The sequence below is a fragment of the Massilia sp. NBRC 108631 genome, from assembly GCF_059704565.1.
In genome coordinates, this window is sequence record NZ_BAAKJE010000153.1 from 1 (window position 1) to 20,327 (window position 20,327).

General features: G+C 65.6%; 22 protein-coding genes. 11 read left to right on the forward strand and 11 right to left on the reverse strand.

What is annotated here, in order from left to right; genetic code table 11:
• Both AC6H42_RS16760 and AC6H42_RS16765 read right to left on the reverse strand, forming a co-directional pair.
• The coding region (locus AC6H42_RS16760; protein WP_497548512.1) for a diacylglycerol/lipid kinase family protein at nucleotides 1–294 on the reverse strand (294 nt) is incomplete at its 3' end.
• Nucleotides 295–296: 2 nt separating this feature from the next.
• Nucleotides 297–1,067 carry a phosphatase PAP2 family protein gene (locus AC6H42_RS16765; RefSeq protein WP_497548513.1) on the reverse strand — a complete coding sequence of 257 codons (771 nt, stop codon included), beginning with the start codon at nucleotides 1,065–1,067 and terminating at the stop codon, nucleotides 297–299.
• 201 nt (nucleotides 1,068–1,268) lie between these two features.
• Here AC6H42_RS16765 and AC6H42_RS16770 point away from each other — a divergent pair, with 201 nt between their 5' ends.
• Entirely contained in the window at nucleotides 1,269–1,493 is a 225-nt protein-coding gene (locus tag AC6H42_RS16770) for a hypothetical protein (RefSeq protein ID WP_057155799.1), read from the forward strand.
• Nucleotides 1,494–1,502: 9 nt separating this feature from the next.
• On the opposite strand, the gene AC6H42_RS16775 is transcribed toward AC6H42_RS16770, so the two are convergent.
• Nucleotides 1,503–2,402 carry a LysR family transcriptional regulator gene (locus AC6H42_RS16775; protein ID WP_497548533.1) on the reverse strand — a complete coding sequence of 300 codons (900 nt, stop codon included), beginning with the start codon at nucleotides 2,400–2,402 and terminating at the stop codon, nucleotides 1,503–1,505.
• A 101-nt stretch (nucleotides 2,403–2,503) separates the two neighbouring features.
• Here AC6H42_RS16775 and AC6H42_RS16780 point away from each other — a divergent pair, with 101 nt between their 5' ends.
• Nucleotides 2,504–3,529: a zinc-binding alcohol dehydrogenase family protein gene (locus AC6H42_RS16780; protein ID WP_497548514.1), complete on the forward strand. Its 1,026-nt coding sequence runs from the start codon at nucleotides 2,504–2,506 to the stop codon at nucleotides 3,527–3,529.
• A gap of 12 nt (nucleotides 3,530–3,541) precedes the next feature.
• Here the strand turns inward: AC6H42_RS16780 and AC6H42_RS16785 are convergent, their stop codons facing one another.
• The gene (locus AC6H42_RS16785; protein WP_057155801.1) at nucleotides 3,542–4,072 is read right to left on the reverse strand and encodes a hypothetical protein; all 531 of its coding nucleotides are present in this window, start codon (nucleotides 4,070–4,072) and stop codon (nucleotides 3,542–3,544) included.
• Between the two features lie 131 nt (nucleotides 4,073–4,203).
• Entirely contained in the window at nucleotides 4,204–4,566 is a 363-nt protein-coding gene (locus AC6H42_RS16790; protein WP_057155802.1) for a hypothetical protein, read from the reverse strand.
• A 162-nt stretch (nucleotides 4,567–4,728) separates the two neighbouring features.
• Between AC6H42_RS16790 and AC6H42_RS16795 the strand changes: the two genes are divergently transcribed.
• From AC6H42_RS16795 to AC6H42_RS16815, 5 genes are all read left to right on the forward strand, one after another.
• Nucleotides 4,729–5,436 carry an XRE family transcriptional regulator gene (locus tag AC6H42_RS16795; RefSeq protein ID WP_057155803.1) on the forward strand — a complete coding sequence of 236 codons (708 nt, stop codon included), beginning with the start codon at nucleotides 4,729–4,731 and terminating at the stop codon, nucleotides 5,434–5,436.
• Between the two features lie 110 nt (nucleotides 5,437–5,546).
• Nucleotides 5,547–7,574 (forward strand): methyl-accepting chemotaxis protein, encoded by a 2,028-nt coding sequence (locus tag AC6H42_RS16800; protein WP_497548515.1) that lies wholly within the window; start codon nucleotides 5,547–5,549, stop codon nucleotides 7,572–7,574.
• An 84-nt stretch (nucleotides 7,575–7,658) separates the two neighbouring features.
• Nucleotides 7,659–8,312 (forward strand): MarR family transcriptional regulator, encoded by a 654-nt coding sequence (locus tag AC6H42_RS16805; protein ID WP_057155804.1) that lies wholly within the window; start codon nucleotides 7,659–7,661, stop codon nucleotides 8,310–8,312.
• A gap of 39 nt (nucleotides 8,313–8,351) precedes the next feature.
• Nucleotides 8,352–8,900 carry a carboxymuconolactone decarboxylase family protein gene (locus tag AC6H42_RS16810; protein WP_057155805.1) on the forward strand — a complete coding sequence of 183 codons (549 nt, stop codon included), beginning with the start codon at nucleotides 8,352–8,354 and terminating at the stop codon, nucleotides 8,898–8,900.
• Between the two features lie 13 nt (nucleotides 8,901–8,913).
• Nucleotides 8,914–9,471 carry a redoxin domain-containing protein gene (locus AC6H42_RS16815; RefSeq protein WP_497548516.1) on the forward strand — a complete coding sequence of 186 codons (558 nt, stop codon included), beginning with the start codon at nucleotides 8,914–8,916 and terminating at the stop codon, nucleotides 9,469–9,471.
• A gap of 1 nt (nucleotide 9,472) precedes the next feature.
• On the opposite strand, the gene AC6H42_RS16820 is transcribed toward AC6H42_RS16815, so the two are convergent.
• From AC6H42_RS16820 to AC6H42_RS16830, 3 genes are all read right to left on the reverse strand, one after another.
• Nucleotides 9,473–11,668: an ATP-binding protein gene (locus tag AC6H42_RS16820; protein ID WP_497548517.1), complete on the reverse strand. Its 2,196-nt coding sequence runs from the start codon at nucleotides 11,666–11,668 to the stop codon at nucleotides 9,473–9,475.
• Nucleotides 11,665–12,267, reverse strand: a complete 603-nt coding sequence (locus AC6H42_RS16825; protein ID WP_497548518.1) for a biliverdin-producing heme oxygenase — start codon at nucleotides 12,265–12,267, stop codon at nucleotides 11,665–11,667. Before AC6H42_RS16825 ends, AC6H42_RS16820 begins: the two co-directional genes overlap by 4 nt.
• 94 nt (nucleotides 12,268–12,361) lie before the next feature.
• Nucleotides 12,362–13,366: a 2-hydroxyacid dehydrogenase gene (locus tag AC6H42_RS16830; protein WP_497548519.1), complete on the reverse strand. Its 1,005-nt coding sequence runs from the start codon at nucleotides 13,364–13,366 to the stop codon at nucleotides 12,362–12,364.
• Nucleotides 13,367–13,512: 146 nt separating this feature from the next.
• Here AC6H42_RS16830 and AC6H42_RS16835 point away from each other — a divergent pair, with 146 nt between their 5' ends.
• Complete coding sequence (locus AC6H42_RS16835; protein WP_497548520.1) at nucleotides 13,513–13,956, forward strand: hypothetical protein; 444 nt, start codon at nucleotides 13,513–13,515, stop codon at nucleotides 13,954–13,956.
• A gap of 105 nt (nucleotides 13,957–14,061) precedes the next feature.
• Nucleotides 14,062–14,580: a pyridoxamine 5'-phosphate oxidase family protein gene (locus AC6H42_RS16840; protein ID WP_057155810.1), complete on the forward strand. Its 519-nt coding sequence runs from the start codon at nucleotides 14,062–14,064 to the stop codon at nucleotides 14,578–14,580.
• 17 nt (nucleotides 14,581–14,597) lie between these two features.
• Here AC6H42_RS16840 and AC6H42_RS16845 read toward each other — a convergent pair whose 3' ends face one another.
• Nucleotides 14,598–14,945, reverse strand: coding sequence for a YggL 50S ribosome-binding family protein (locus AC6H42_RS16845; RefSeq protein ID WP_082551854.1), 348 nt, complete (start codon nucleotides 14,943–14,945; stop codon nucleotides 14,598–14,600).
• A 193-nt stretch (nucleotides 14,946–15,138) separates the two neighbouring features.
• Here AC6H42_RS16845 and AC6H42_RS16850 point away from each other — a divergent pair, with 193 nt between their 5' ends.
• A complete protein-coding gene (locus AC6H42_RS16850) occupies nucleotides 15,139–18,102 on the forward strand; it encodes a sensor histidine kinase (RefSeq protein ID WP_497548521.1) in 2,964 nt (987 codons plus the stop codon).
• 3 nt (nucleotides 18,103–18,105) lie between these two features.
• Here AC6H42_RS16850 and AC6H42_RS16855 read toward each other — a convergent pair whose 3' ends face one another.
• Complete coding sequence (locus tag AC6H42_RS16855) at nucleotides 18,106–19,050, reverse strand: LysR family transcriptional regulator (RefSeq protein WP_057155813.1); 945 nt, start codon at nucleotides 19,048–19,050, stop codon at nucleotides 18,106–18,108.
• Between the two features lie 197 nt (nucleotides 19,051–19,247).
• Here AC6H42_RS16855 and AC6H42_RS16860 point away from each other — a divergent pair, with 197 nt between their 5' ends.
• On the forward strand, nucleotides 19,248–19,877 hold the full coding sequence (locus AC6H42_RS16860; RefSeq protein WP_057155814.1) for a response regulator: 630 nt from the start codon (nucleotides 19,248–19,250) through the stop codon (nucleotides 19,875–19,877).
• A gap of 57 nt (nucleotides 19,878–19,934) precedes the next feature.
• Here the strand turns inward: AC6H42_RS16860 and AC6H42_RS16865 are convergent, their stop codons facing one another.
• Entirely contained in the window at nucleotides 19,935–20,192 is a 258-nt protein-coding gene (locus AC6H42_RS16865; protein ID WP_497548522.1) for a hypothetical protein, read from the reverse strand.
• Nucleotides 20,193–20,327: the final 135 nt, after the last annotated feature.

The following is a 20,327-nucleotide window of genomic DNA, read 5'->3' on the forward strand; positions in this document are numbered from 1 at the left end:
CTTGGCGAAGTGGTTCAGCGTGCCGAGCGGCAGCACGCCGTAGGCCACGTCGGTGCCCGCCAGCACCGACGCGACGGCATTGATGGTGCCGTCGCCGCCGCCGGCCACCACCAGCCGCTCCCCCGCCGCCACCGCCGCGCGCGCGGCGGCGATCATGTCCTCGCCGCTTTGCGCCAGCGTGATATCGGCCACGTAACCGTGCTTCGCGAACTTGGCCAGCAGCTGCTGCGAAAACTCGCCGCAGTAGCCCAGGCCTGCACCGGCGTTGATAATGACGGGGACCACGGTGGCCATGGCTATCCTTTCGTCTGCGCGCAGTGCGCGGGCGCCGCCGGCTGCGCCGCACTGGCGGCCTTGGCGGCCTGCCTGCGGCGCAAGGTGGAGCAGCCGGTGATGCATACGGCCAGCCAGCCGCAGCCTTCCACCATCGCGCCCAGCACATCGCTCGGATAGTGCGCGCCGAGATAGATGCGGCTGGTGCCGGCCAGCAGCACCATCAGCGTGGCGCCGGCCACCACGGTGCCACGCACGCGCCAGCGCTGCGCCGTCATCACCGCGTAACTGGCCACCAGGCCCCAGAACAGCGTGGCCGCCACTGTGTGGCCGCTGGGAAAACTATAGGTTGCCAGCGTCAGCATCGGTTCCTCGAATACCGGGCGGCTACGCTGGTAGATGTGCTTGAGCACCACGTTCAACAGCATGCCGCCCGGCACCGACAAGCCCAGCGCCAGCAGCCAGTAGCGGCCGTGCCGCGCTGCGCGGCGCCAGAAGAAGGCCGCAGCCAGCGCCACCAGCACGCACATGCCCGCCACGCTGTGCAGGTGGGTGAACAGCCACATGACGCTGGTGTACGGCTCCTGCGCGTGGGCATGCATCCAGTTCGACACATGCAGATCGAACGCGGCCACGCCGTCGTTCTCGGCCACGTCCTCCGCCACTTCGGCGAACACCGCCACGGCCGCCATCATCAGCGCGGCGCCGGCTGTCAGGTGCAGGCCGAATTCGCCGCCCGGGGTAAGGCGCGCTTCCACGAAGCGCATCAATTTCGATGTTGCAGTCTGGTTCAAGATGGGTGGTACTCCTTTGTTTTATAAATGATAAGGCTTGCGCGCGGTGGCTGTCCGTTCCCTGGCGCACCGAAGCTGCTGCACAAAAAAACAACAGTTATTAAAATCTACTGATATTTCATACAGTACTGTGTTTTTCAACAGTAGTTGTGATACAGTGGCTTCACTCGATCAACATTCAACTGACCCAAAGGAAGAATCATGACTACATTGAACAGCGGTTTCGGCTCCCGTTTCGGCCTGGAATATGCCCCGATGTCTTTCCTGGTGCGCTTCGGCAAACGCGAGATCCTGGTTTGCCGCGACTTCCGCAAGCGCTTCTACGCAGTCAACCCCATCCTCGAATGCGACACCGGCGTGCAAGCCGGCCACCTGGAAGTACTGCTGCTGCGCCGCTGGCTGCTGATCCTGTCCAAGGCGCATTAAGCATCCCGGCTACATTTGTTCATACTGGGCGCGCAGAAAGTCGCGCAGCTGCAGCACCGTCGGCGTCACTTGCGAGCGGTGCATGCACACCAGGTGCAGCGGCGTGGCTTCGCCCACGATGTCGGGCAGCAGCACGTGCAGCCTGCCGCTGCGCAAGTCGTCCGACAGGTCCATCTTCGACTTGTAGGCAATGCCCAGTCCCGCCACGGCCCAGCGCCGCACCAGGTCGGCATCGTCGGCGCAGCGGTTGCCGCGCACGGCCAGCGTTACCGGTCCCTTGCGGCCGGGCGGATAAAAGGTCCAGTTGTTGTGGATCACGTCGTCCAGCGCATAGCACAAGCAGTTGTGGCGCTGCAGTTCCTCCAGCGACGCCGGCCGGCCGTGTTTGCGGATATAGTCCGGCGACGCCACCAGCACGCGCCGGTTGTCCGGTGCGATCGGCATGGCGATCAGGCTGGAATCCTCCTGCTTGCCATAGCGGATGGCGAGGTCCACCGGCTGGCGGTACATGTCCGCCTGCCGGTCGCTCACGCTGATCTGGTAATGCACGCCAGGATACTGGGCCTGGAACTTGTCCAGCCAGTACAGCAGGATATTGCGGCCCAGGTCGGACGGCATGGCGATCTTCAGCGTGCCGCCGGGAACGTCCTTGGCCTGCATCAGCGTATCGTGCCCCTCTTTCAGCAGGCGCAGCGCCTCGCGCGCGTGCACCAGGTAGCGCTCGCCCTCGTCGGTCAGGCGCAACGAGCGCGTGGTGCGGGCAATGAGCCGCAGCCCCAGTTCCACCTCCAGCCGCTTCAGGGCCGCGCTTGCCAGCGCCGGCGATATCTCCATGGCGCGCGCAGCGGCCGACAGGCTGCCCTCGTCGGCCGTGCGCACAAAGACCGTCAAATCATCCAGCCGCAGCACTATCGTCATTCCTTTGAAAGTGTTTCAGGAAAAGCACTCTTTTTCGCGCCTGCGAAATAAGTGATGATACGCGCATCGCACAACCACCCAGGAGTTTTCCCATGAAAGCAGTTGCCTACCGCGCCTCCCACCCCATCGATCATGCCGACGCGCTGATCGACGTCGAGCTGCCCGAACCGACAGCAGCCGGGCGCGACCTGCTGGTCGAAGTGAAGGCGGTCTCCGTCAACCCGGTCGACACCAAGATCCGCAAGAACGTGGCGCCGGCCGGCGGCGAGCTGAAAGTGATCGGCTGGGACGCGGCCGGCGTGGTCAAGGCGGTCGGCCCGGACGTCACGCTGTTCAAGGTCGGCGATGAAGTCTGGTACGCCGGCTCGCTCACCCGCCCCGGCACCAACAGCGAACTGCACCTGGTGGACGAGCGCATCGTCGGCTACAAGCCGAAGAACCTGGACTTCGGCAAGGCTGCCGCCCTGCCACTGACCGCCATCACGGCGTGGGAGCTGCTGTTCGAGCGCCTCGGCGTCAGCCGCGATCCGGGCCGCGAGTCCAGTGCGGCCGGAAAGTCGCTGCTCGTGATCGGCGCGGCCGGCGGCGTCGGTTCCATCCTGGTGCAGCTGGCGCGCCAGCTGACCGGACTGACCATCATCGCCACCGCGTCCCGTCCGGACACGGCGGAATGGGTGCGCCAGCTGGGCGCCCACCACGTGATCGACCACAGCAAGCCGCTGAACGAGGAAGTCAAGCGCCTGGGCCTGCCGCCGGTGAACTACGTGGCCGCGCTGAACCAGACCGACAAGCACTTCGACGCCATTGCCGAACTGATTGCGCCGCAAGGCAAGCTGGGCCTGATCGACGACCCTGGCCAGCTGGATGTGAGCAAGCTCAAGCGCAAGAGCGTGTCGCTGCACTGGGAATTCATGTTCACCCGCTCGATGTTCGAGACCGCCGACATGGCGCAGCAGCACGCGCTGCTCAATGACGTGGCGCAGCTGGTGGACAGCGGCGTGTTGAAGACCACGCTGGGCGAGCGCTACGGCAACATCAGCGCCGCCAACCTGAAGCGCGCCCACGCGCTGATCGAAAGCAACCGCGCCAAGGGCAAGATAGTCCTGGAAGGGTTCTGACGGCGCAGCGCCTCAGGCGTTGGGCGCGGCATGCTGCCACTGCGGCGCCTGCATGTCGCGCAGCAGCGCCAGCGCCGCCGCATCATGCTCGGCCAGCACCTGCTGCAGCTGCGTGGCCGACTCGTAGGACTCGGACAACAGCTTGACCAGATTCTCCTGCAGCCGCGCCAGCCGGCGCGAACTGTAGCCGACGTTGCCGAACAGCTGAGTCACATCGAGGCAGATCTCGCGCAAGTCCCACAGGGTGCGCTTGGTGCACTCGATATCGTCGCGCATGGCCTGGCGCACGTCCAGCAGCTCGGTCCTGGCCTCCTCCCTGGCGCACAACTCCTGTACCGAAGCCAGCCATGAACGGATGCGCACGGCGATGCGCTCGATGCGTGCCATCTTGGCCTGCATGGTGCAGCAATACTGCAGCGCCAGCAGCCAGTACGGCAAGCGCGCCAGCAGCATCGGCAGGCCCGCCGCGCGCAGGCGCTGTTCCATTTTCTTGATTTTCGACAGCATCCGCCAGATGCCGCGGTTCACCGGATGCGGGCGCATGGTGGCAACCTCCGAAAGCGGCGGCGCACAGCGCGCCGCCCAGTCACCCCAGTATATCTAGCGCACTGGTGCTGGGCGCTGCGTCAGCTTTGATACAGCGCAAACCCGGTGCAGCTTACACGTCGCCTGCACTAGCGGCCTCCCACCAGTGAACGCAAGCGCCTCATGACTGCGGGGATCAGCACTTGCGCTGCGATGCCCAGGCCCGCACCTCCGGCGAGGCGCATGAAGTCTCCCACGCCATTGAGCCACGGGAAATAGTGCAGTGCCGCCGCCGCGATCACCGGCGCAAAGAAGCCGGCGACCAGGGCCGATGCGGCAACGGTACCGGCAATTTTCAAGGCCGGCATCGGCGGCAGATACAACAATGACACCAGGCCACCGATGAATCCAGCCAGCAGCGCATCATACTGCACGCCAAACGCCGAGCCGCTCAAGGTAATGGTGCCGGCGGCAATCGCAATCGACGCGCTCGAACTAACAGGTTCCGCCATGGGATTCCTTTCGCAATAGGTTGATCTAAGGGGGCCGGCGCCGGCCAGGATGAGGTCCGGTTGTACAGCTTGCCAGGGCCCAGTGTATACGCGAATGAATAGCATTGCAATCCACAAATGGATAGAGTTGCATGACTCTATCCATGCGTGTATAGTTTTACCATGACTATCTCGGAACGGCTGGAATCAGCCATGCAAGCAGCGGGTTACGAATCGCAAAGCGCGCTCGCGCGCGCTTCGGGCGTGCCGCAACCCACCATCAACCGCATCCTCAACGGAGTGGGCAAGAAGGGCCCGGAGGCGCACACGCTGGTGCAGCTGGCGGCCGCCTTGCACGTCACGTTCGAGTGGCTGCACGAGGGCATCGGCACGCGCGAGCGCGGCACGGCGCCGGCCGGCGTGCTGCCCGCGCAATACACGCCGGTGGTGGTGGCGCCGGAGGACGACACGCGCTTCTACCAGATCCAGAAGGTCAAACTGCGCCTGTCGGCCGGCATCACCGGCTTCGCGGTGGAGCCGGAAACGCACGACGGCAGCACCCTCAGCGTGCCGCGCCACTGGGCCGACCGCAACGGCTTCGATCCCGAGCGCCTGATCGGCATCAAGGTGCGCGGCGAGAGCATGGAACCGGCGCTGTACGAGGACGACCTGGTGATCATCAACACGGCCGACAACAAACCGGTCGACGGTGTCGTGTTCGCGGTGAACTACGAAGGCGAGCCGGTGGTCAAGCGCATGTCGCGCGACGCCGGCCAGTGGTGGCTCACTTCCGACAATCCGGACCAGCGCAAGTACCACCGCAAGGTGTGCCGGGGCCCGGACTGCATCATCATCGGCCGCGTGGTGCGCAAGGAGAGCGACCGGATTTGAAACGACCGCGCACGCAAACAACACCCCGCTCGTCTTCCTAAAGAAATAGGCATAGAATCAATTCAAAGAGTTGCGCCTAAAAAAGTTGCAGACCGTAGGGGGATAAAATCGTGAACGCTCATTCGTGGCTGGACAGGCTGCTGCTTTGGCAGAAATTCATTATCCTCAGTGTGATCGCGCTGCTGCTCGCCGGCATACCGACTGCGCTTTACCTGCGCGAGGCCGGCAAAACGCTGGACGCGGCGCAAACCGAAACGGCCGGCCTGGCGCCCTCCGCCGCCATTCTCAAAGTCATCCAGAACACGCAGCAGCACCGCGGCCTGGCCGCGCTGGTGCTGGGCGGCGTGGCAGGGTCGCAGGAAAAGCGCGACGCCAAGCAGCGCGAGGCGGATCAAGCCTACCAGACGATGGACGCCATCATCCGCAGCCTCAATGACAAAACCATCGAGCAGGCGTGGGAAACGCCCAAGCGCGACTGGGAAGCACTGCGCACGCAAGTGTCCAGCCGCAGCATCTCGGTACCGGCCAGCTACGAGGCGCACAGCGCGCTGGTGCCCAAGCTGCTGATGGTGAACGATCTGATCGGCGACCTGTTCGGCCTGAGCCTGGACCCCGACCTGGACAGCTACCAGCTGATCCAGGCCATGTACTACCAGCTGCCCTACCTGACCGAGGAAACCGGCAAGATGCGCGCCAAGGGCGCCGGCCTGCTGGCCAAGCAGGAGGCGACGCCGGAAGACCGGATGGCGCTGGCGGCCATCGTGGCACGCGTGAACGACAGGATGACCCAGACCGCCACCGCCTACAACAAATCGGTGGGGGCCAATCCCGCAGTGAAGGCCATGGTGGGCGCGCAATGGCAGGAGGCGCAGGAGCTGGCCGTGAAATCCATGCAGCTGGCCACCGAGCAGATCGTGCGGGCCGAAGCCCTCACCTATCCCGGCACAGACTATGTGGCACAAACCACCAGGGCCATCGACGCCCAGTTCGCCGCCAACCAGGCCGCCAGCAAGGAACTGGCAATACTGCTGGAGAAGCGGGTCTCCGCCCTGCACCGCATGCGCTGGATCATGATCGGCTCCATGCTTGGCCTGATTCTGCTGGCGGGCCTGGTCGCGCGCATGATCGCGCGCTCGGTCAGCGTGCCGCTCGATGAGGCGGTACGCATCTCGAAACGCATCGCGCAGGGCGACCTGACCGCGCACTTTGCGCTGGAGGGACGCAGCGAGACCGCGCAGCTGATGCGCGCGCTGAAGGACATGAACGACAGCCTGGTCAACATCGTGGGCAGCGTGCGCGGCAGCATCGACACCATAGGGCACGCGTCGAACGACATCGCCAGCGGCAACTCGGACCTGTCCTCGCGCACCGAGGCGCAGGCGTCCAACCTGGAAGAAACCGCCGCGTCCATGGAGCAGATCACGTCCACTGTGCGCCAGAGCGCGGACAACGCACGCCAGGCCGATGAGCTGGTCAGCAGCGCCACGGCCGTCGCCAGCAAGGGCGGCCAGGTGGTGGAGCAAGTGGTGCACACCATGGGCGCGATCAACGACAGCTCGCGCAAGATCGTGGACATTATCGGCGTCATCGACGGCATCGCATTCCAGACCAATATCCTGGCGCTGAACGCGGCGGTGGAGGCGGCGCGCGCCGGCGAACAGGGACGCGGCTTCGCCGTGGTGGCGTCCGAGGTGCGCAACCTGGCGCAACGCAGCGCCAGCGCAGCCAGGGAAATCAAGGACCTGATCAACGACAGCGTACAGAAAGTCGATGCCGGCAACCTGCTGGCGGCCGACGCGGGCAAGGCCATGAGCGAAGTGGTGGACAGCGTCAAGCGCATCACCACCATCATGTCCGACATCGTGCACGCGGCGCAGGAGCAAAGCTCGGGCATCGAACAGGTGAACCAGGCCATCACGCAGATCGACGAGATGACGCAGCAGAATGCCGCGCTGGTGGAGCAGGCCGCCGCCGCGTCCGAGAGCCTGCGGCAACAGGCGGGCGCGCTGTCGGAGGCGGTATCGGTGTTTACCTTGCATGAGAACGACACCGCACGCGGCGCCGCACGCACCGCCCACACGCCCGCGCGTTCCGCTGCACGCCAGCTCGCGCTGGTAAAGCGCGCCGGGAGCGCCTGATGCCACCAGGCGCACGCTCGAACTGCGCAATTTATTTAATTAGGAGTCCTTTACAAACTGAAAAACAGGCTTATAATTCGCTGCATGGACATCAAACCTGAAACCCCATGGGACGGCACCCCGGACGTGTCGGCACGCATCATCACGGCGATCTCGCGCATTGCCAGTGTCATGCGCTCCGGCGTGTGGGAATTCGCCACCAGCGAAAACCTGAACCCGGCCCAGACCGAGATACTGCAGCTGCTGCATGCGCGCCCCAACGGCGTGCGGCTGTCGTGGGTGGCGGCGCAGTTGTCCATTTCAGCCGCCAGCGCCAGCGACTCGGTCGCCTCGCTGGTGTCCAAGGGCCTGGTGCGCAAGGCGCGCGCCGAGGATGACGGGCGCGCCACGGCGCTGTTTCTGACCGCCAGCGGCAATGCGGTGGCCGAACGCATCGGCAGCGCGGTCAGCTTCGCCGACGACGCGGCAGCCGCCCTGCCCCCGGCCATGCAAGTTCATATGCTGACCGGGCTGCTCAAGCTGATCGCCGAGCTGCAGAAGTCCGAACGTTTTCCGGCGCTGCGGGCCTGCCCGTCGTGCCGCCACTTTGAAGCGAACAAGTATCCCGGTGCGGAAACGCCGCACCACTGCGCATTGGTCAACGCGCCGCTGCCGATATCGTTTATCCGCATCGACTGCGCTGAGCATGAAGAGGCCGAACCGGCCACCCAGCAACGGAACTGGGCGATCTTTGCATGACCTTCCGTTTTTTTCCACTCACATACTTAGGAGTCCTATATGAATACCTCGCGCATCCCTCTCGTCACCCCTGCCGACACCACCGGCGAACGCCAGCAACTGCTGGGCCAGATCCAGCAAGCGTTTGGCGCCACGCCGAACATGTTCAAGGCCGTGGCCAATTCCACTGCGGCGCTGAAAAGCATGTGGGGTTCCTTCGGCGCCCTGGGCGGCGGTGTCATCCCGGCCAAGCTGGGCGAACAGATCGCCGTCGCCATCGCCGACCGCAACAACTGCGAATACTGTCTGGCCGCGCACACTGCGCTGGGCCGCAAGGCGGGCGCCAGCGCCGACGAGATGGGCGCCGCGCAAGCCGGCCAGTCCGCCGACGCCAAGACCGCCGCCGCGCTGCGCTTCGCCGTGGCCGTGGTGAACAACCGCGCCCAGATCGACGACGCCGACGTGGCCGGCCTGCGCGAAGCGGGCTACAGCGACGAAGAGATCGTCGAGATGCTGGCGCACGTGGCGCTGAACCTGTTCACCAACTACATCAACGTGGCCTTCCAGGTGCCGGTCGATTTCCCGTCCGTCAAACTGCGCGCCAAATAAGGGAGCAAGCGCCATGATCGTCAACCATCCCGCGCCGGAACTGCAGGTTTCGGCTTGGCTCAATACCAGCCAGCCTCTCAGCCTGGCCGCGCTGCGCGGCAAGGTCGTGGCGCTGTACGCCTTCCAGATGCTGTGCCCCGGCTGCGTATCGCACGGCATCCCGCAGGCCAACCTGATACGCGACACCTTCGACGCCGAAGACGTCGCCGTGATCGGCCTGCACAGCGTGTTCGAACATCACGACGTGATGACCAGGCGCGCGCTGGAAGTGTTCATGCACGAGTACCGGATCAAGTTCCCGGTGGCGGTGGACATGCCGTCGTCCAACGGCCCGGTGCCGCTGACGATGGAGCAGTACCAGCTGCGCGGCACACCCAGCCTGCTGCTGATCGACCGCCAGGGCAAGCTGCGCTACAGCCATTTCGGCCGCGCAGGCGACATGCAGGTGGGCGCGCTGATCGGCCAGTTGCTGGCGGAAACGGTGGCGGAACCAGTGGCCGAACCCGCAACTGATCCGGCAACCGGGCTGGCGGCGGATTGCAGCGGCGAAGGCTGCGCCATCCACCGCTAAGCTAGGCCGGCTTGCCGCCCCTGCGCGGCAGGCCGACACTGAATACCACATGCGGCGCCTCGTAGCGATAGACGATGCTGCCGCGATGCTCCTCGGCGATGCGCGAGGCGATGTACAGGCCCAGCCCCATGCCGGTGCGGTTGTTCGGATTCTGCAGCGAGATGCGCTTGAAAGGATTGAACAGCAGCGCTTCAGTTTCCGGCGCCAGTTGCGCGCCGTGGTTGCGCACCGAGATCGTCACCTGCTCGCCGCCCTGCGCCAACGCCAGCGCCACGTGCACCGGCATACCGGCCATGCCGTGGTGGCGCGCATTGCTCAGCAAATTGCTGACCACCTGCTCCAGGCGGTCCGGGTCCACATCGGCCGTCACGGCGGGCGCGATGTCCGCCTCGTAGACCACGCCAGGATGGGCCAGGCGCGACTCGTCCAGCAAGTCCTCCAGCAGGCGGCTCAGGTCCGCCTCGCGCGGGCGCATACCCAGGCCCATGCCGCTATCGAGCCGGCTCATGTCCAGTACCTGGCTGATCAGCCGCTGCATGCGCCCGCTGGAACGCTGGATGCGCTGGCCCAGCTGGTGCGGCTGCGCGCCATGCTGCAGCACGTTGGCGGCCATGGTGATGGACTGCAGCGGGTCGCGCAGGTCGTGGCCCAGCATGGCCAGCAGCTGCATGCGGGCGCGCTCCAGTTCCGCGTGGCGCGCCATGCAGGCGCGGTGCATTTCCGCCAGCAGTTGCTCGGCCACCAGCACGTGGCCGTCCTCCCACGGCTCGGCGCTGCCGTGCACCAGGTCCACCCATTCGTCGAACGAGCCGCGTGGCGTCAGGCGCACGCCGTTCGGGCCGAAGCTCAGCGTCTTGTCCGGGCGGCCGCCCCAGCGCACGGTCTGCACCTGCTCCGGGCGCAGCGCCAGCAGCCAGCCGCCGGACGATGGATCGAAATGCAGCGCCAGCATGCCAACCCAGCGCCCGGTCCGGCCGCGCAAGTCTTGCGGCCAGTCGGCCACGCCGCCGCGGCGCACCAGCTGCGCGCCCTCCGGCGGCAGCGAGGCCACCATGCGCGCGGCCAGCGCCTCGTCCACCGGATTGCCGTCGCCGCTGTACACCACCAGCTTGCCGTGCTGCGCGAACACCAGCGCGCCCGCCTCCAGCACCGCGCACAGCGCCGGCGCGTGGCGCTGCAGCGCCAGCAGCACGTCGTCCTCGTGCAGCAGCGTTTCTATCAGTTCGGTGCGCAGGGCCGCGCCGCGCTCGGCCAGATCGCTGCGCTCGCGCGCGTCGGTGCTCTGCACGTGCGCGGCCAGCACCTGGGCCAGCACGTCGCACGCCATGCGCACCGAATACGGCACCTGGCGAGGCGCCATGTGGTGGCAGGCCACGAGCCCCCACAAGCGGCCGTTGACGACGATGGACACGCTCATCGAGGCGCCCACGCCCATGTTCTGCAAGTACTCGATGTGGATCGGCGACACGCTGCGCAGGATGCTGTGGCTCAGGTCCAGCGGCACACCTTCTCCCGCGCCTGCGGCCCCCAGCAGCGGCACCGGCTGGTAGCCCACGTCGGCAATCAGGCGCAGCGTATTGATGGTGTACAGGCGGCGCGCCTGCGCCGGAATGTCGCCGGCCGGATAGCGCTGGCCCAGGTAGCGCGGCAGACCGTCGCGCACGGCTTCGGCCACCACGTCGCCGCTGTCGTCATGACGGAAGCAGTAGCCCATGACGCGGTCGAAACCGGTAATCTCGCGCACCTGCTCCGCCACCAGCTGCATCAGGGCCACCAGCGACTTCTGGCGCTTCAACTGGCCGATGGCGGCGTGCGCCCGCAGCGCGAACGCCGCCACTTCGTTGCTAGGCGCATGGCGCAGTTCGAATTCGGCGATCACGCGCTGGCCGTAGCCGTGCACCACGCAATCGAAGGTGTGGCCGGCGCGCGCCACGTCGGCCATGGCGGGCGGCGTGGCGCCGTCGGCCTGGTCGGCCAGCGCGGCGCGCAGCAAAGCGTTCACCGCCTCGTCCAGCCCCATGCTGTCGAACGATGCCCCGGGCAGCGGCGCCACCTCCAGCAGTGCGGCGGCGTTGGCGCTCCAGGCCACCAGCCCGCCCTGCAGGTCGAACGCCAGCAGTGCGCCTTGCGGCTGTATGCTGCCGGGAATATGGATCGGCTCGTTGGCGCAATTGGCCAGGTCGACTGGCACCGTCACGCGGCCTCCGCCTGCGGCACTTGCGGCGGCAACTGCGCAATCAAGGCATCGAAGGCGGCGCAAGCGCCGGCGCAGGCTTGGGCGATGTCGGCCGGGCTGCGGACTTCGGCGCGCAGGCGCGCCAGGAACAGCTGCCAGCGCGGGCCAGGCGGCACGCCGTCGCCATGCAGGTAGCGCAGCGGGTGCGGCGCCAGGCTGGCGACAAGGCGGCGGTACAGCACCACGCCGCCCAGCTGCGAGCCTTCCACCACGTAGGCCACGCCCCAGCGCCACGCGGCGTTGCCGTCCAGCTCGGCCGCGCTGGGCGTTGCGGCGGCGCCGCCGGCGTCGATGGCAAGCGCAGGGTCGGCCAGGTCGGCATCGATCAGGCGCAAGCGGTCCACCGGCGGCAGCAGGCGCGGATCCTGCGGGCCGTCGCGATGGTGCAAAGTCGCTTGCATTATGCTAGCCAGCCAGCCGCGCAGCAGGCGCAAGTGTTCGCCGTAATCGCTCAGCGACGGGGCCATCCGCGCCAGCGGCATGGCCTGGTCCAGCATGGCATGGCGGCTGGCCGTTGCATCACGCAAGGCAGCAAGAACATCGTCATGGAAAGAAATCATCAACCCATTCTAATGCAGGCTGAAGAAATGAAGAAGTGCATACCATCCGGCAATTAAAACGGTATTGACCGTGCCGCCGCCACGCCGCCCGGCGTCAAGTAGCCAGGCAGGCGTTGGCGCAAGGCTTGCCGGCCATGTGGCATTCCAGATTATCGAAGGTGGTTTCGGCGATCTCGCGCAGCGCTTCGGTGGTGAAGAAGCCCTGGTGGCCGGTCACCAGCACGTTGGGGAAAGTGAGCAGGCGCTGGAACACGTCGTCGGAAATAATGTCGGCCGAATGGTCGTGGAAGAACAGCTCGCTTTCCTGCTCGTACACGTCGATCGCCAGCGCGCCCAAATGGCGCGACTTGAGCGCATCGATCACCGCGCCGGTGTCGAGCAGGCCGCCGCGCGAGGTGTTCACCAGCATGGCGCCCGGCTTCATGCGCGCCAGCGCCGCCGCGTCCAGCAGATGGTGGGTGGCCGGCAGCAGCGGACAGTGCAGCGACACGATGTCCGACGCCGCCAGCAGCGCGGGCAACTGCGCCGCCTGGCCCAAGGCGCGAAACCCGGCGGGCGGCGCCGGGTCGTAACCCAGCACCCGGCAGCCGAAACCGTGGAAGATCCGCGCCGCCGCCAGGCCGATCTTGCCCAGCCCGATCAGGCCCACCGTCTTGCCGTGCAAATTGCTGCCCAGCAGCCCATCCAGCGCGAAATTGCCTTCCCGCACGCGGGCGTAGGCGCGGTGCGTGTGGCGGTTCAGCGTGAGCACCAGCGCCAGCGTGAACTCGGCCACCGCCTCCGGCGAGTACGCCGGCACGCGCGCCACAAACAGGCCCAGCCGCGCAGCCGCCGCCAGATCCACATTGTTGTAGCCCGCACAGCGCAGCAGCACGGCGCGCACGCCCTGCGCCGCCAGCGCGGCCAGCACGCCGGCGTCCAGCGCGTCGTTGACGAACACGCACACGGCACCGCATCCCTGCGCCAGCGCAACCGACTGCAGCGACAGCGGCTCGGTGAAATACTGCAGCGCTAGCGCCCCGCCGGCCTGGCGGCGCGCCAGCGCGTCATCCAGGAAGCGGCGGTCATAAGGCTGCGCGCTGAATACGGCGATCTTCATATAAGGCTCCAAGGCAGTAAAAGGTTAAGTTCATTACGGCAACTTAGTTTTCTTTAAGGAAAAGTGATGACATAATCATGCTTGCTGCTAAAGCTGCAATGCTAGCCAACTTGCAATCTTAGTACCGAATCACCCGCATCGCCGCCATGACTTACGCATCCGACACCCAAACCCTGCTCGACCAGCGACTGAAAACGACCGGCTGGCAGATCGCTCAAACCGTCGTGCTCGGGCTGCTGGCCGCTTGCCTGTCGCTGTTTGGCCAGGTGTGCCTGGAACGCGCCCGTCCCATCTTCCCCGCCCTCGACCAGAACTTCGCCGCCTGGCAAAGCGGCTACACGCTAGTGCTGATGGTGATCGGCATCGTGTGGCTGGTGGCCATGCTGCAAAGAATCAGTTTCTTCCAGGACTGCCTGGAGCGCCTGCGCAGCCAGCGCCGGCTGGACGAGCAGTACGCGGTGCGCCGGCAGCAGGCCGAGGAAGCACGCGCGGCCAAACTGGCCGAGAAGGCTGCCAGGGACGCGGAAGCCGAAATGGCGCGCGCGGTCAAGCTCGGCAAGAATGAGCGCAGTACCAAGTTTGATTACTGAGCAGGCCCGCAAGGTTAGCCAGCACACAGTCCATTCGCGCAATCGCGCCTAGCATCTGTCCTGAACAGCCGAGGCATGAGGCCTGGGCGACTTAAGGAGAATGCAATGGACAGCATCAACCGCAATCAGCCGGAGCACAACCGCCGCAACCTGACTGGCAGCGAAGCCATACAACGCATCAAGGACATCGCCGAAGAAGCCAAGAGCGGCTTCTTCTGCACCGCCAACCGCGTTATTCCCATGAGTCCGCTCAAAGTCGACGAAGCGGGCAACCTGTGGTTCCTCAGCGCCGACGACAGCCACCACAACCAGGACATCGCCGCCAATCCGGCCGTGCGCCTGTATTTCCAGGCCTCGCACCATTCCGGCTTCCTTTATTTCGACGGCCACGCGGTGATCTCGCGCGACCCGGCGATGATCAAGGAACTGTGGAGTTTCACGCTGAAAACCTGGTTCACCGAAGGCGAGAACGACCCGCGCATCACGGTGATCCAGGTGCGGCCGGTGGAAGGCTACTATTGGGACAACAAGCACGGCAACGCCGTGGCCGGCGCCAAGATGCTGGTAGGCGCCGTCATCGGGCAGACGCTGGATGATTCGATTGAGGGGACGATACGGCTGTAGCCGTGTCGGAGTGCGGCTTAACCCCAGCCGTACCAGGCGTCGCGCAATTCGCCCACCTGCACTTGCTGCAGCGCGCTTTGGCTTTCCAGCCAGGCCCGCACCAGTTCGCGGTGCTGCTCTTCGACCTTGCCGTAGGCCTTGCCGGAAACGACGAAGCCGCTGAAGTCGCTGTTCATGCCGCCGCCGAACGCCAGGCCGTTGGCTTCGACCGCTTCCAGCAGGAAGCGGTACAGCAGGCTGTCGCGCTGCGCCTCGTCCTGGCCGGACGCCAGTTTGGCGTCGACCATGAAGCCCAGTTCCTGGAATTCGCCCAGGTGCATTTTCTTGCGTTGGCGCCGGTTGGCGCGGTGGTGGGATCGGCTCATGTCGTGTAAAGATAAAAAGTGAAGGACAGGGCGAATTGTCTCACGGCACTACGTGGCGGGAACAGGGGCAGTTTATCGTGCGCGGGACGGTCCCGGATGACGAAGGCCATAATGAAAGCCACTCTATCGAAAGGCAGAGCAGGCAGAACGAGAAGCACACTAGAATAGGGATTTATCCAACGAGAGCGGGTACATGTCCAAGCAGTTGCGAAAGATGTTGGCCGGACTGGTGCTGTTGCTGCTATGTCCATCGTCGATTGCACTCAATCCTGCCATCCGGCTGGCCAATCTCAACCACGCCAGCTGGAGCGAGAAGGACGGCATGCCATCCGACATCCAGTCGCTGGCCCAGACCATCGACGGCTGGCTGTGGCTAGGCACGACGGACGGCCTGTACCGTTTTGACGGCGTCAGCTTTGAACGCCTATCGCTCAAGTCCAGCCGCATCAATGACCTGAGCGCCCTGCCCAATGGCGATCTGTTGATCTCTTTCGTGTGGGCCGGCATGGTAGCGCTACATTCCGATGGCAGCGTCACGGAGTTGGCGGGCAGCGAAGACACCTTCCGCATGGGCAACTTCAGCGGCATGATGGCCGACCGCGAGGGCGCCATCTGGGCGGTCAGCATGAAGGGGCTATTCCGCTACCGCAACGGCAAGTGGGAAAACATGCAAAGCAGCCCCAACTGGGCCACGCTGGCGTCCCGGGTGCTGATCGACCAGTATGACCGGGTCTGGTACGCCGATGAACAAGGGCTGTACCGCTATGACCGCAACACCGGGAAACTGCGACGGATTGCCGACGGCGGCAAGCGCGGGCCGCTGATCCAATCGCCCGACGGCCGCATCTGGATTAGCGCGGACGGTGTGCTGTATCCGGTGCCGGCGTCGGCGCCCGGCGCTCCCCTGCCGCGTTCGCCCGAGTTCAACCATCTGCAATCGCGCAGCGCCGGCCAGTTCGACCGCGACGGCAATTTCTGGGCGCCGCGTTGTCCCCGCAGCCCGTGCCGCCTGGCGCGTGCCGGCGAGCTGCCCGACCAGCCGATCGACGTCGCCGGGCAAGCTGCCGACCGCCTGGATGCGAGCCGGCAAGCGGGCGCCATGACCGCCGAGCAAGTGCTGGAAGACCGCGAAGGCAATATCTGGCTGATGACGGCATCCCGCCTGGAACGCTTCCGCGAAAACAAGCTGCAGCCCTTGCAGCTTGCCGCGCAGTCCATGGTCTCCACCATGGTCAAGGATAGCGAAGGCCGATTGTGGATACGGGAAGAGGACGGCAACAAGCTCTCGCGCTTGGAGGCGGACGGAACGGCCGTGGCCGATCCACGGCGCGGCATCACTGCCCTCGTTAGCGGCCGCGACGGCGCCTTGCTGCTGGCGGGAAAACGCGATATCGAACGGATCCACAAGGGACGCTCCAGCCGCATTCCACTGCCGGCGCCGGACGGCAAACCGGCCGACCTGCAAGTAATGGGCATTACCGACGACGGCAAGGTGCTGTGGATGGCGGCCGCCGAGACCGGCCTGATGGGCTGGGTGGACGGCCAGTGGAAGCCACGCTCGGCGTTCAACCTGCCCAAGCGCATCAACATGACGGCGGCGGGCGATACCGGCCAGATGTGGCTCAGCCACAGCGACGGCTTCCTCAGCCTGTACGACAACGGCAAGCTGGCGCGCTACGACATCGGCATGGTGGGCCAGGAGTCGGGCATCTTCCCGGGGCCGCACATGGTGATCGCCGGCGAGCGCGGCATCGCCGTGCTGCGCGGACAGAAGTTCGAGGCACTGGCGCCGCTGGACGCGGAAGTCCTCCGCAACGTGACCGGGCTGGCGATCACGCCGGAAGGCGACCGCTGGCTGAACGGCGCGCGCGGCGTGGTGCACATCCGGCGCGACGCCTGGGAAGCGTCGGTGCGGCAGCCGTCGATTCCCCTGGTGTACGAGGTGATCGACGCGCTGGAAGGTTACCCGGGCCGCGCGTCGATCGTCAACCGCCTGCCCTCGGCCTTCAACGCCGGCAACGGCCAGCTGTGGTTCCGCGCCACCGGCGGCGTGGTGAAACTGGATACCAGGGCCTTGCGGCCCAACGCGGTCAAGCCCGTCATCCGGCTGCTGCGCGTGAACACGGACGACGGCAGCCATCCCGCCGGAGGCCGCCTGCTGCTGCCGCCGGACTCGCGCAACTTCCATATCCAGTACACCGCGCCGGGCCTGCGCAAGCCCGAGGCGATCCGCTTCCAGTACCAGCTGAAGGGCGTGGACGCGCATTGGCAGGACGCCGGCACGCGCCGCGCCGCCTACTACAACAACATCGCCCCCGGCCGCTATGTGTTCCAGGCCCGCGCGGTGAACGAAGACGGCGTCGCCGGCGACGCCATCGCCTCCATGGAGCTGGAGGTAGCGCCCACCGTCACGCAAACGTGGTGGTTCAAGCTGGCCTGCCTGGGCGCGGGCGCGCTGGTGCTGTACTGCCTGTACCGATACCGGCTGAAGGCCGCCACCCACACCCTGTTCCACCAGTTGCAGGTGCGCCAGGAGGAACGGGAACGCATCGCGCGCACCTTGCACGACACCATCCTGCAAACCGTGCAGGCGCTGATACTGCACGTGCACAACGTGGCGCTCAAGCTGCCTGGCGGCAGTGAGCCGCGCGAGCAGCTGGAGAAAATCCTGCAGAATGCGGACCACGCCATCAACGAAGGCCGGCGCCAGGTGCAGCAGTTGCGCAAAGGCCCGGACATCGAGCAATGCCTGAGGCAAACCGGCGACATGCTGTCGGCCGTCTACGCCAGCACCGCCTTCACCCTGCAGGTGAGTGGCAAGCGCCAGGTGCTGGAGCCAACCATACTGGAAGATCTGTGCGCCATCGGGCAAGAGGCGATGCACAACGCCTTCCAGCATGCGCAAGCCAGCGCAGTGACCGCCAGCCTGGACTACGGCGCCGCGCTGCTGGTGCTGCGCGTGGCCGACAATGGACGCGGCATCGACGACGCGGAAGTGGCCGAGCGCATCAAGGAGCAGCACTGGGGCATGATAGGCTTGCGCGAGCGCGCCATGCGCATCGGCGCCAAGCTGGGCATCAAGGGCGAGAGCGGCAAGGGCACCACCATGGAGCTCACGCTCGACAGCAGCCGGGCCTATGCCGCCGCGCCCCGCTAAGGCTCAGGCGCAGGCCAGCGCCCTCCCGCACGCCGGGCCCGCCTGCCCGGCATTCAGGTGCGCATGGGCACGCAGATGCTCGACCAGCAGGTCGATGAATTTGCGCACCTTGGAGGCGCCGAATTTATTGCCCCGATGGAGCACGTACACCGGCAGCGGCGCCTCCTCATGGTCCGCCAGGATGATGTGCAGACGGCCATCGTCCACCGCCGTGCCCACCTGGCAGGACAGCAGCCGGCAAATACCCAGGCCGCCGATCGCCGCGTTGATCGCCGCTTCGTTGCTGGTGACGGTCAGGCGCGGCTTGATGCGCACCACCATGGGATCGTCCTGCGCGCCGAAGCGCCACTCAAGCCGCGGCGAAACACCGCTGGCCGCGATCACCGTATGGCGCAGCAAGTCCACCGGATGCAGCGGCAAGCCGTTCCTCGCCAGGTAAGCGGGCGCGGCGCACAGCACCGGCCGCACCTGCCCCACCCTGAGCGCCTTCAGGCTGGAGTCCGGCAGATGGCCGATACGCACCGTGACATCCATCCCCTCCTCCACCAGGTTCACGGCCCGGTCCAGGAAATAGGCGGACACATCCACTTCCGGATACTTGTCCAGGAACTTGACGATGCAGGGCATGATGAAGTCCTTGCCGAACGCGTCGGACGCCGCCACCGACAAATTTCCCCGCAGCGCGGAATTGGCGGCGGCCACCGCCTGATTGGCTTCGGCGATACTGGCCAGAATGCTGCGGCAGTCGTCGAGATAGCGCCGTCCCGCCTCGGTCAGCCGGACATTGCGGGTCGTGCGCAGCAGCAGCTCCACACCCAGCTGATCCTCCAGCCCCGAGATGGCGCGCGTCACGGCGGCTGGGGACAGATCAAGGCGGCGTGCGGCCGCGGCAAAACTCTCCCCCTCGCCGACACTGACAAACACATTCATTAGGTGAATCTGATCCATGCCTTGCTCCTGACGAGATACGGGCTGACGGTTGGCACATCATTGCGCCTGGACCATTATTCCGCACCGCGTAGCGAGCAACAATGCACTTTCGGGTAACCGTTTTACCCGGCTCTAGCCGCGCCGGCGTACACCCCATCGTGTGATGCCGCTTCACGCCGCCAGTGGTAGAGTGGCGGAAGGAAAGAGAGCGAAATATGACGAGCGGCGACACCATTAGCGTCTTGATCGCGGACGACCACCCGCTGCTGCGCAGCGGGATAGCCGGCGTGCTGACCTCCGATCCACGCTTCTGCGTGGTGGGCGAGGCCGATGACGGCATCGGGGCGGTGGAGCTGTTCAGGCAATTCCGTCCCGCCATCACCTTGATGGACCTGCAGATGCCCGGCCTGAACGGCATCGACGCGACCAAGGCCATACGCCACATCGATCCCGAGGCGCGCATCATTATCCTGACGACCTTCGATGGCGACGTGCAGGTGACCCGCAGCCTGCAGGCGGGGGCCAGCGGTTACATTCTGAAAAACCTGACCCGCACCGACTTGATCGACTATATCCTTTCGATCCATGCGGGCGGGCGACAACTGCCGCCGCAGGTGGCCAGCAGCCTTGCCGGCAGTTTTCAATCCGACTCGCTGAGCAAGCGCGAAATCGAAGTTCTCAGGCTGGTCGCCGGCGGCAATACCAACCAGCGGGTGGCCGATGAGCTGGGCTTGCGCGAGGACACCATCAAAGCCCATATGAAAGCCATCCTGCAGAAACTCGGCGCGCGCGACCGCACCCACGCGGTGATGATCGCCATGCGGCGCGGGTATTGGGAAGGCTGATACGGCCTCGCGCCCAGAGTTTGCCCTGCGTGCGCTGCGCACGCCGAGTACGATGTGTCACTGGGCTTCGTTTCGGCGCGACCTTGACCTGAAACGTCCGATCACAACAGGCGCTAAACCGAAGGGGAGAAACGCCAGCAGAACGCCAGCGAAAAAGCTCAGCGCCGCATCGCTTATTGTCGGCCAGTCAGACGAAGCGGCTTGCTTGTACTCGCTGTTGAAAGCGACAGTGCAAAGCGCGAAGAAGATGCCTGCCACGATACCTACCACCGCTGGCCCAATCAAGGTCTCGCGCTCGCTCCGGGAAAGTTTCATTTGGGAGTCTTCAAGCTTCGAAGTTAATCGGCTAGTGGACTGTCAGAGGACCGCCCCCCAAAGGTGAGCCGAGATCTGAACTTCCTGGCACTTCCTGAAACTAAAAACCCGCGTTCTCACTTGGAGAAACGCGGG

What these genes read in the sequence shown, in the direction of transcription:
- AC6H42_RS16770 (WP_057155799.1), top strand. Translation starts at nt 1,269, where the DNA reads ATGACTACATTGAACAGCGGTTTCGGCTCCCGTTTCGGCCTGGAATAT.
- AC6H42_RS16780 (WP_497548514.1), top strand. Translation starts at nt 2,504, where the DNA reads ATGAAAGCAGTTGCCTACCGCGCCTCCCACCCCATCGATCATGCCGAC.
- AC6H42_RS16785 (WP_057155801.1), bottom strand. Translation starts at nt 4,072, where the DNA reads ATGCGCCCGCATCCGGTGAACCGCGGCATCTGGCGGATGCTGTCGAAA.
- AC6H42_RS16790 (WP_057155802.1), bottom strand. Translation starts at nt 4,566, where the DNA reads ATGGCGGAACCTGTTAGTTCGAGCGCGTCGATTGCGATTGCCGCCGGC.
- AC6H42_RS16795 (WP_057155803.1), top strand. Translation starts at nt 4,729, where the DNA reads ATGACTATCTCGGAACGGCTGGAATCAGCCATGCAAGCAGCGGGTTAC.
- AC6H42_RS16805 (WP_057155804.1), top strand. Translation starts at nt 7,659, where the DNA reads ATGGACATCAAACCTGAAACCCCATGGGACGGCACCCCGGACGTGTCG.
- AC6H42_RS16810 (WP_057155805.1), top strand. Translation starts at nt 8,352, where the DNA reads ATGAATACCTCGCGCATCCCTCTCGTCACCCCTGCCGACACCACCGGC.
- AC6H42_RS16815 (WP_497548516.1), top strand. Translation starts at nt 8,914, where the DNA reads ATGATCGTCAACCATCCCGCGCCGGAACTGCAGGTTTCGGCTTGGCTC.
- AC6H42_RS16825 (WP_497548518.1), bottom strand. Translation starts at nt 12,267, where the DNA reads ATGATTTCTTTCCATGACGATGTTCTTGCTGCCTTGCGTGATGCAACG.
- AC6H42_RS16830 (WP_497548519.1), bottom strand. Translation starts at nt 13,366, where the DNA reads ATGAAGATCGCCGTATTCAGCGCGCAGCCTTATGACCGCCGCTTCCTG.
- AC6H42_RS16835 (WP_497548520.1), top strand. Translation starts at nt 13,513, where the DNA reads ATGACTTACGCATCCGACACCCAAACCCTGCTCGACCAGCGACTGAAA.
- AC6H42_RS16840 (WP_057155810.1), top strand. Translation starts at nt 14,062, where the DNA reads ATGGACAGCATCAACCGCAATCAGCCGGAGCACAACCGCCGCAACCTG.
- AC6H42_RS16845 (WP_082551854.1), bottom strand. Translation starts at nt 14,945, where the DNA reads ATGAGCCGATCCCACCACCGCGCCAACCGGCGCCAACGCAAGAAAATG.
- AC6H42_RS16850 (WP_497548521.1), top strand. Translation starts at nt 15,139, where the DNA reads ATGTCCAAGCAGTTGCGAAAGATGTTGGCCGGACTGGTGCTGTTGCTG.
- AC6H42_RS16855 (WP_057155813.1), bottom strand. Translation starts at nt 19,050, where the DNA reads ATGGATCAGATTCACCTAATGAATGTGTTTGTCAGTGTCGGCGAGGGG.
- AC6H42_RS16860 (WP_057155814.1), top strand. Translation starts at nt 19,248, where the DNA reads ATGACGAGCGGCGACACCATTAGCGTCTTGATCGCGGACGACCACCCG.
- AC6H42_RS16865 (WP_497548522.1), bottom strand. Translation starts at nt 20,192, where the DNA reads ATGAAACTTTCCCGGAGCGAGCGCGAGACCTTGATTGGGCCAGCGGTG.